The organism is Lachnospiraceae bacterium (assembly GCA_022794035.1).
GTDB lineage: Bacteria > Bacillota > Clostridia > Lachnospirales > Bianqueaceae > CALWPV01.
This window is the reverse complement of record JAAWDX010000004.1, coordinates 140,398-150,290: the sequence shown is the minus strand read 5'-3', so window position 1 is coordinate 150,290 and position 9,893 is coordinate 140,398. Positions and strand designations below refer to the sequence as shown.

Sequence of the window (9,893 nt, the reverse complement as noted above, 5' to 3'; positions counted from 1 at the left end):
GCATTCTGCATCTGATCCTGCTTATGGTGGCGTTTATGGTAGAGCTGTACTACACGCATGACCGGAAGAAGAGACAGAAACGGATGTTTGAGCTAAGGAAAGAGCTAGAGGAAACAGGAAGATAAGGAAAGGAGGAAGAGAGGATGAGTGAAATGATTCATACGACGTTAGGATTTTGCATGTGGGATATACCGGCGCTGATCATACTGTTGGCGATGGTGGTTGTGCTGATTGTGCACATGGTAAAGCAGAAGAAGAGAGAGAAGAGTATGGAGGATGAGCTGGCGAGCAGCATGGCGGAGAGAGCTGCAGGACGCAGGGAGTCCTAAGACGCCTAGGAAAGAGCATATCATCATTACAGGCAGGAGGCTGCTTAAAGCCTCCTGCTTTTTCGTATATCCTTATTGAAGAAAGATGAAAAACAGTATAATAACAGTTGACATTTATCATGATTTACAGTAAAATAAGGAGAACACTTGTTCTTTATCGTAGTTTTAAAGTTAGAGAAAAGAACAAGATTTTTTAAGTGGAGATTCATATGCAAAAAGAGAATAAGTTTCAAGTTGTCTCACCCTTTAAGCCAACAGGAGATCAGCCTCAGGCAATTCAGCAGCTGGTAGAAGGCTTTCAGAAAGGAAATCGGTGTCAGACTTTATTAGGAGTAACCGGTTCCGGTAAGACATTTACGATGGCTAATATTATTGCAGAACTAAATAAGCCGGCTCTAATTCTGGCGCATAACAAAACATTAGCAGCGCAGTTATATAGTGAATTTAAAGAGTTTTTCCCCCATAATGCAGTGGAGTATTTTGTGTCCTACTATGACTATTATCAGCCGGAAGCATATGTGCCGCAGACAGATACCTTTATTGAAAAGGATAGTGCGATCAATGATGAGATTGATAAACTTCGACATTCTGCGACGGCCGCTTTGTTTGAGCGGCGTGATGTCATTATTGTAGCCAGTGTTTCCTGTATCTATGGTTTGGGGGATCCCATTGATTATAATAGTATGACCTTATCGCTTAGACCTGGGATGATCAAAGAAAGAGACAGTGTGCTGCAGCGTTTAGTAGAATTGCAGTATACGCGAAATGATATGAACTTGGCTAGAGGTACCTTTCGGGTCAGAGGCGATGTTTTAGAGATTATGCCGATTGCCGAAGATAAGAATGCATACAGGATTGAATTCTTTGGGGACGAGGTCGATCGAATTGTAGAGGTGGACACTCTGACCGGAGAAATCGTAGGGATTCGAGAGCATATTATTTTATTCCCCGCGTCTCATTATGTAACGCCGGCAGACAAGATGGAAAAAGCAGTAACGAGCATAGAAGAAGAACTGGATATAAGGCTAAAGGAATTAATGGCCGAGGATAAGATCTTAGAAGCACAGAGACTTGCTCAGCGTACTAATTTTGATATCGAGATGATGCGTGAAACCGGGTTTTGCAGTGGAATCGAAAATTATTCCAGACATCTTTCAGGACGGGAGGTGGGCAGTACGCCTCATACCCTGTTGGATTATTTTCCTAAAGATTTTTTAATCATGATCGATGAGTCGCATATGACGCTGCCTCAGGTAAGGGCTATGTACCATGGAGATCAATCCCGTAAAACAACTTTGGTGGATTACGGATTCCGTTTGCCTTCTGCTAAGGACAATAGACCATTAAATTTTGAAGAATTTGAACAGAAAATCCATCAGATTCTATTTGTATCGGCTACTCCTGGACCCTATGAGACAGAGCACGAGCAGCTAAAGGCTGAACAAATTATTCGGCCGACAGGATTGATCGATCCATTTGTAGAAATTCGTCCAGTAGAAGGGCAAATTGATGATTTGATTGCTCAGATTCGAAAGGTTACAGCTAAACAACAAAAAACACTGGTGACGACGCTCACTAAAAAAATGGCGGAGGATTTGACAAAGTATTTAAAAGAAGCCGGGATTAAAGTACAGTATCTGCATTCAGACGTTGATACGCTGGAGAGACTAGAAATTGTAAGGGACTTAAGGACAGGTGTCTATGATGTCTTGATCGGTATTAACCTGCTACGCGAAGGGCTGGATATCCCTGAAGTTTCTCTCATTGCTATCTTAGATGCAGATAAAGAAGGATTTTTGCGTTCGGAAACAGCGCTGATTCAAACGATTGGACGAGCAGCGCGAAATGTAGATGGACGCGTAATTTTATATGCTGATACGATGACAGGGTCTATGCAGCGGGCACTGGATGAAACAAACCGGAGACGAGAAATTCAGACCAAGTATAATGAGGAACATGGCATTATTCCTAAGAGTATTACCAAAAAAGTGCATGATGTGATTCGGGCTACTTTAGCTCCAGAGGCAGAAGAGGATGATCGGTTGCTTGTAGAACCGGAATCCATGAGCAAACAGGATCTGCTTAAAAATATTGCGGCATTGCAAAATGAGATGCGAAAGGCAGCAGCAGATCTGCGCTTTGAAGAAGCAGCTCAGCTTCGTGACCGTATTGTCGAGATGAAGACAGCGCTGCGTGATATAGAGATGGAAGTATAGGATGAAGGATAGCTTAGAAATGAATAAAGGAGAAGTATAATGGAAGATCGGTCAGTTATTCGTATTAAGGGAGCCAATGAGCATAATTTAAAGAATTTGAATCTAACGATTCCGCGCGATAAGCTTGTGGTGTTCACTGGTCTTTCAGGCTCAGGGAAATCCTCCTTGGCGTTTGATACCATATTTGCTGAAGGACAGCGTCGATATATGGAGTCTTTATCCTCCTATGCACGTATGTTTTTAGGTCAAATGGAAAAGCCAAATGTAGAGAGTATCGAGGGGCTTTCTCCTTCCATTGCGATTGATCAGAAAACCACCTCAAAAAATCCCCGTTCTACGGTAGGTACAGTAACGGAAATTTATGATTATCTGCGTCTTTTATATGCACGAATCGGAATTCCTCACTGCCCTAAATGCGGCAGGGAGATTGCTAAACAATCTGTAGATCAAATGGTCGACCAAATTATGTCTTTGCCAGAAGGAAGCCGGATTCAGCTATTGGCGCCTGTTGTGCGCGGAAGAAAAGGGCAGCATACCAAGCTGCTTGATAAGGCCAAGCGATCAGGATATGTGCGTGCAATGATTGATGGCAATATGTATATGCTAGATGAGAACATTGAGTTGGAAAAAAACGTGAAGCATACGATTGAGATTGTCGTAGACCGGTTAGTTGTAAAAGAAGGGATTGCCAAAAGGCTAACGGATTCAATAGAAACGGTTCTGCATCTAACAGAGGGCCTATTGGAGGTAGAGGTTGATGGTAAAGCGAGGCATACCTTCAGCCAGAATTTTGCCTGCCCGGATTGCGGGATCAGCATCAATGAATTGCAGCCAAGAATGTTTTCCTTTAATAATCCCTTTGGAGCTTGTCCGGAATGCTTAGGCTTGGGTGTTAAGGCAGAGTTTGATCCAGATCTTTTGATTCCTAATAAGGAACTGTCATTAAATCAGGGCGCTATTGTTGCACCTGGGTATGGTTCTGTAAGTAATCCAGATAGCTATTCGGGCAAAATTATGCGGGTTTTAGCGAAGAGACATCAATTTTCACTCGATACGCCGGTAAAAGAGCTGCCATCTGAAGTGATGCAGATTTTGCTTTATGGAGATCAGGGTGAGGAATTTCATATTGAATATGAAGGGCGTTTTGGTCCGCGCAGCTATTCCATGAAATACGAAGGGCTGCTGCCCACATTGCAGCGCCGCTATCAGGAGACACCGGAAAGTATGCGCGGAGAGTACGAAGCTTTTATGACACATACAGCCTGCCCAGTATGCCATGGATACCGGCTGAAGCCGGAAGCGCTGGCAGTTACAGTAGGAGATACCAGCATTGCAAGCTTGACAGATATGTCGATTCGAGAGGCAAAGCAGTTTTTTGATACGCTTACGATCTCTGAAAGAGATCAGCTGGTTGGTCATCAGATCTTAAAGGAAATTCGGGCCAGACTTGGGTTTTTGTATAATGTAGGATTGGATTATCTGACGCTTTCCCGCTCTGCGGGTACGCTTTCCGGCGGTGAGGCACAGCGAATTCGATTAGCCACTCAAATTGGTTCAGGTTTAGTAGGCGTTTTATATATTTTGGATGAACCCAGCATCGGTCTGCACCAGCGGGATAACGAAAAGCTGCTGGATGCGCTGAAGGAGCTGCGGGATCTGGGGAATACATTGATTGTAGTAGAGCATGATGAAGATACCATGCTGGCAGCAGATCATATTGTGGATATTGGACCGGCGGCCGGTGTTCATGGCGGAGAGCTGATTTGCCAGGGAACGGCAGAAGAGATTATGGCTTGTCCGGATTCAATTACAGGAGATTATTTGAGCGGGCGTAAAAAGATTGAAATTCCCAAAACGCGTAGGGAACCGGGAGAGAGATGGCTTCATTTAAGAGGAGCGCGACAGAATAATCTAAAGGGAACAAACTTTGATATACCGCTGGGAGTTTTTACCTGTGTGACGGGTGTATCCGGGTCAGGTAAGAGTACCTTTGTGAATGAAATTTTATATAAGATTTTAGCAAGAGATTTGAATCGGGCACGGGTTAAGCCGGGGCATTATGAAAGCATTACTGGCCTAGAATATTTGGATAAGGTCATTGTAATTGACCAATCGCCAATTGGGAGAACGCCGCGTTCTAATCCGGCTACCTATACAGGTGTGTTTGATATGATTCGAGAGCTTTTTGCGGCAACGCAGGATGCCAAACTGCGCGGGTATCAGAAGGGGCGGTTTAGCTTTAATACAAAGGGCGGGCGCTGTGAGGCCTGCTCAGGCGATGGAATTTTGAAAATTGAGATGCATTTTTTGCCGGATGTATACGTGCCCTGTGAGGTTTGTCATGGTAAGCGTTATAATCGTGAAACGCTGGAAGTGCATTATAAAGGAAAGTCGATTGCGGATGTGCTGGATATGACAGTTGAGGAAGCACTGACGTTTTTTGAGAATGTACCGCGCATTCGCGCTAAGATTCAGACGCTTTATGATGTAGGATTGTCCTATATCAAATTGGGGCAGCCTTCCACTACGCTTTCCGGCGGTGAGGCACAGCGGGTAAAGCTTGCTACGGAGCTGAGTCGCCGCAGCACAGGAAAAACATTTTATATTTTGGACGAGCCTACGACGGGGCTTCATTTTGCAGATGTGCATAAGCTGGTCACTATTTTGCAGCAGCTGGTAGAAGGTGGCAATTCAGTACTGGTGATTGAGCATAATTTGGATGTGATTAAAACGGCTGATTATATTATTGATTTAGGTCCGGAAGGCGGCGATAAGGGTGGACAGGTGATTGCAACCGGTACGCCAGAGGCAGTAGCAGAGGAGCCGGGATCTTACACGGGGCAATTTTTAAAGAGAGTCATGAATCGAGAAAGAGGGAAAAGTGAATGAATTATACCAAGAAGGCACAGGAAGCGTTAAAAAGTGCAGAAATGATCGCATTAGCGCTAGAACATGGATATATTGGTACAGAGCATTTGCTCATGGCGCTGACTATGCAAAAGGATTCTTATGCAGCAGAAATTTTGCAGCAGCTGGAGGTAACGGAGGAAAAGCTTGAGCAGCTGCTAAGCAAAATGGACATCAGTGCAGAATCAGAGCTGATGCATCCGATCGAATGGGCTCCCAAAGCGCAGGTACTTTTAGAGCATGCGGCAGAGCTTGCTCAAAAAAATGAGCTTCAGGAGATTGGTACGCAGCATCTGCTGCTGGCTCTTTTGTTAGAGCCAGAATCTATCGCTGCTCGATTTTTAGGCATCATGGGAGTGGCTGTTCCCGAGATAGCACAGCGGATTCTTCAGGAGCTTGGACTTGCAAAGCCTAAGCAGCAGCGCCATGCAAGAGAGATGACAGATATGCATGAAGAAGAAATGCCGCCACAGGAAACGGCAGGGTCAGTGGTGGAGCGCTTTAGCAGAGATTTTACTGCAATGGCAAGGGCTAATCTGTTTGATCCGATTATCGGAAGAGAAAAAGAAATCGAGAGAATTATGCAGATTTTATGCAGGCGAACTAAAAATAATCCCTGCCTGCTTGGAGAACCCGGCGTTGGTAAAACAGCTATCGTGGAAGGATTAGCACAGCGAATTGCAGAAGGAAAAGTTCCGGAAATGCTGCAAGGAAAAAGAATTTTAGGGCTTGACATGGCTGCGATGATCGCTGGTTCTAAATATCGCGGTGAATTTGAGGAACGTCTTAAGCGCTGTATGGAGGAAGTACAGAGAGAGGGCAATATCATTCTATTTATGGATGAGCTTCATACGCTGGTAGGGGCAGGAGCTGCCGAAGGCAGTATGGATGCTTCGAATATTTTGAAGCCGGCGCTTTCGCGGGGAGAGATGCAGCTGATCGGCGCTACAACAGTGGGAGAATATAGAAAGTACGTTGAAAAGGACGGAGCATTGGCAAGAAGATTTCAATCAGTTCAGGTAGAGGAACCCTCTGAAGAAGAGACAGAGGTGATTTTAGAGGGGCTAAAACGACAATATGAGCGTCATCATCAGGTCAACATCCAGCCAGAGGCTCTCAAAGCATGCGTACACTTGGCGCATCGCTATATTACAGATCGTTTTTTGCCGGACAAAGCCTTGGATCTTCTGGATGAAGCAGGATCTCGCGTGCATATGAGAATGTTTTCCAAACCAGATTCACAGCTATTGCAGGAACAGGAAAGAAAGCTGCAGCAGCTGGCCAAAGAAAAGGAGACTGCTATTCTAAAGGGGCAGATGGAAAAAGCGCTGGACATTAAAAAACAGGAGATGGAAGTACAGGAAAAGCTGTTTAAGCTGCAAAGAAGTCAAAAAAGCGCCTCTTTAACATGTGGCGAGGTAAGCGTAGATGATGTGGAAGCTGTGGTAGCGAATTGGACAGGAATTCCTGTCCAAAGGCTGGCAGAGGCAGAAGGAGAAAATCTGCGTAATCTAGAAAAACGCCTGCATGAAAGAGTGATTGGACAGCATGAGGCTGTGACAGCAGTAGCACAGACAGTACGAAGAGGAAGGATCGGATTAAAGGATCCTAAGCGTCCTATTGGGTCTTTGCTGTTTCTTGGTCCCACTGGCGTGGGAAAAACAGAGCTGTGTAAAGCCCTGGCCGAAGTGCTATTTGGACAGGAGGATGCGCTGATTCGCATCGATATGTCAGAATATATGGAAAAGCACAGCGTCTCCAAGATGATTGGGTCTCCTCCTGGCTATGTAGGGTTTGAAGAGGGCGGACAGCTAAGCGAAAAGGTTCGACGCAAGCCATATTCGGTAATTTTGTTTGATGAAATTGAAAAAGCGCATCCAGATGTGTTTAACATTTTGCTGCAGGTTTTAGATGATGGCCATATTACGGATTCACAAGGACGTAGGATCGATTTCAAAAACACGGTGATCATCATGACATCCAATGCAGGAGCTAGGAGTATCAGCGCGCCAAAGCAGCTGGGATTTGCGACTGGTGAAACTCATCAGCAAGAATATGAAGCTATGAAAAAAGGAGTACTGGAAGAAGTAAAGAGGATTTTTAGACCTGAATTTTTAAACCGAATTGACGAGACGATCGTATTTCATCCGATGAATAAAGAGGAGCTTCGGCAAATTGTGGAGATTCTCTTTGCTGAAGTAAGGCGGCGTGTGCAGGAAAGTCAGCAAATTGAATTGACTCTCCTTCCGGAAGCGGCAGATTGGTTAGCGGAAAAAGGTTATACTCCGGTATATGGAGCGAGACCGCTGCGCCGCGTAATTCAAACACAGATAGAAAATGTTCTGGCAGAAAAGATTTTGGCTGGAGAAATAAAAGCAGGCGATCATATTAGATTGGAGAAAGGAAAAGAGAATTTAAGCTGGATACTGGAATGAGACTGTGACCAGTCGATCTAGGAGGGAACATGGCTAAAACAAAAGAGATCTATGTTTGCAAAGAATGTGGATATGAAAGCAGTAAATGGATGGGGCAGTGTCCTGCCTGTCATGCCTGGAATACTTTAGAAGAAAAGGCACCAGTTTTATCGACAGAACAGACCCAATATGCACATGTAAAAGTAAGTGAAGGGCTGAGGCAGCTGAAAAAGGTTTCAGTACAAAGCAGCGACAGAATTGTGACGCAGATGAAGGAATTAAACCGCGTGCTGGGTGGCGGTCTGGTAAGAGATTCTATTAGCATTATCGCAGCACGCCCGGGGGCAGGAAAATCTACTTTATTGCTGCAGACAGCACAGGATGTGGCATCGGCAGGATATCGTGTGCTTTATGTATCCGGAGAGGAAAGCGAAAGTCAGCTGCGCCGCAGAGCTGCCCGCATTTTGAAAGATATCCATGAAAATATTTGGGTCCATTCTACTTCACATATGAATGAGGTGCTTTCTGCCATTGAGGCGACGGACCCTGCGCTGATTATTTTAGACAGCATTCAGACTTTTTTTCTGGATGAGTACTCTTCCAGGCCTGGTTCGCCTACGCAAATACTGGAATGTACGAATGTCATTATGAAACTGGCTAAAAATCCGGCGCATCCAAGAGCTGTTTTAATGGCAGGGCAGCTGACAAAAGAGGATGAGTTGGCTGGCGTGCGTGCATTGGAGCATATGGTCGATACAGTTTTATATATGGAAGCGGATCCAGCAGAGGAACTGAGAACGCTCTCTGCGACTAAAAATCGTTTTGGAAGCACTGGAGAGATGGGATTTTTTACGATGGAAGAAAATGGACTGCAGGCAATTGATAACCCGTCTCAGTATTTTATGACGAAACGCGATCCTGAGGCTGATATTACAGGAAGCGCCTTATCCGTCATTAAAGAAGGCACCAGACCCATGATTGCGGAAGTAGAAACGCTGATTTCACAGAGCTTTACCCCCTATCCCTCTCGGATTGCAGAATGCATGAAACGCGATCAATTAGCTACATTGATTTCTATTTTGGAGCAGCGAGGCGGGATTGCACTATATGATAAAAATGTGGTTGTCAAGTCGACGGGAGGGCTGAAGCTGAATCAGCAGTCCGTCAATTTAGCTGTCATTATGTCACTGGTATCTTCAGCCTTAAAAAAAAGCATCCCTGCTGATACAGTATTTATTGGGGATGTAGGATTGACGGGAGAGCTAAAAAAAGTTCCTTCTTTAGAGATGATGATTCGGGAAATTGTCCGGATGGGGTTTAGCAGAATCTTTGTGCCGCCGGATAGTTTAAAAGCGGAGGGAAAGAAAAAGCTATCCCAAGTAGAAGTGATAGAGACCAGAAACCTGACGCAGGTGATCCGTCAGGTCTTTGGTGACTATCGGAAAAAGTTTTAATGTTGAAAGCGAGAAGGGCGTTCTACACCGGAGCTAAGCACGGAGTAAGCGCCGAAATTCCTTAAACAGGCGCTGACTGCATCCAGATCTTTTCGGCGGCAGTGACCATATAGATAAAAAGAGGTATCTGCTTTGGAGGACGCCTCTTTTTCTCGTTCAGAAGCCTGAAGAAATGGCGTCATGGCGACTCGGGGATCATTGTTGGTTAAAAAATTGTTAAAAAGCCCTGCATGTTCTACGGAAGAATTGATCATCGTATTCCCCTCAGCAGAATATGCAATTTGCGGAGCCATGCTGGTAAAACGAGGCGTCGCTAAATTCGAGGTTTCCAGGTCGTTGACCAGCTGTTTGCTGCGAAGCGCATAGTAAGCAGCCTCTGCACTATCGGGATCATTAAAAAAACCCTTAAATACACAATTCATCATGATTTACCATCCTTTCTTTTGAGATTTGACGAGCTCAATTTTAGTATGGGAGTTTCAATTTTAGATACACCTGTCAATATGAGGAATTTTATCGAAATTTTAACGGAGTCTAAAATAAAGGGTAGATTTCATTATTTGTTTACAGTTT

The 9,893-nt window shown here is 44.7% G+C and carries 6 protein-coding genes; 5 read left to right on the top strand and 1 reads right to left on the bottom strand.

The window, feature by feature from the left end:
• Window positions 1-143 precede the first annotated feature (143 nt).
• The 5 genes from HFE64_04680 (at window position 144) to radA (ending at window position 9,320) form a co-directional block, all read left to right on the top strand.
• On the top strand, window positions 144-329 hold the full coding sequence (locus HFE64_04680) for a hypothetical protein (GenBank protein MCI8632765.1): 186 nt from the start codon (window positions 144-146) through the stop codon (window positions 327-329).
• A gap of 209 nt (window positions 330-538) precedes the next feature.
• A complete protein-coding gene (gene uvrB / locus HFE64_04675; protein ID MCI8632764.1) occupies window positions 539-2,545 on the top strand; it encodes an excinuclease ABC subunit UvrB in 2,007 nt (668 codons plus the stop codon).
• A 39-nt stretch (window positions 2,546-2,584) separates the two neighbouring features.
• The gene (gene uvrA / locus HFE64_04670; GenBank protein ID MCI8632763.1) at window positions 2,585-5,434 is read left to right on the top strand and encodes an excinuclease ABC subunit UvrA; all 2,850 of its coding nucleotides are present in this window, start codon (window positions 2,585-2,587) and stop codon (window positions 5,432-5,434) included.
• Entirely contained in the window at window positions 5,431-7,887 is a 2,457-nt protein-coding gene (locus HFE64_04665) for an ATP-dependent Clp protease ATP-binding subunit (protein ID MCI8632762.1), read from the top strand. The genes uvrA and HFE64_04665 overlap by 4 nt, the downstream gene beginning before the upstream one ends.
• Window positions 7,888-7,916: 29 nt before the next feature.
• The gene (gene radA, locus HFE64_04660; protein MCI8632761.1) at window positions 7,917-9,320 is read left to right on the top strand and encodes a DNA repair protein RadA; all 1,404 of its coding nucleotides are present in this window, start codon (window positions 7,917-7,919) and stop codon (window positions 9,318-9,320) included.
• On the opposite strand, the gene HFE64_04655 is transcribed toward radA, so the two are convergent.
• Entirely contained in the window at window positions 9,317-9,745 is a 429-nt protein-coding gene (locus HFE64_04655) for a hypothetical protein (protein MCI8632760.1), read from the bottom strand. The two genes, radA and HFE64_04655, sit on opposite strands and share 4 nt — an antisense overlap.
• Window positions 9,746-9,893: the final 148 nt, after the last annotated feature.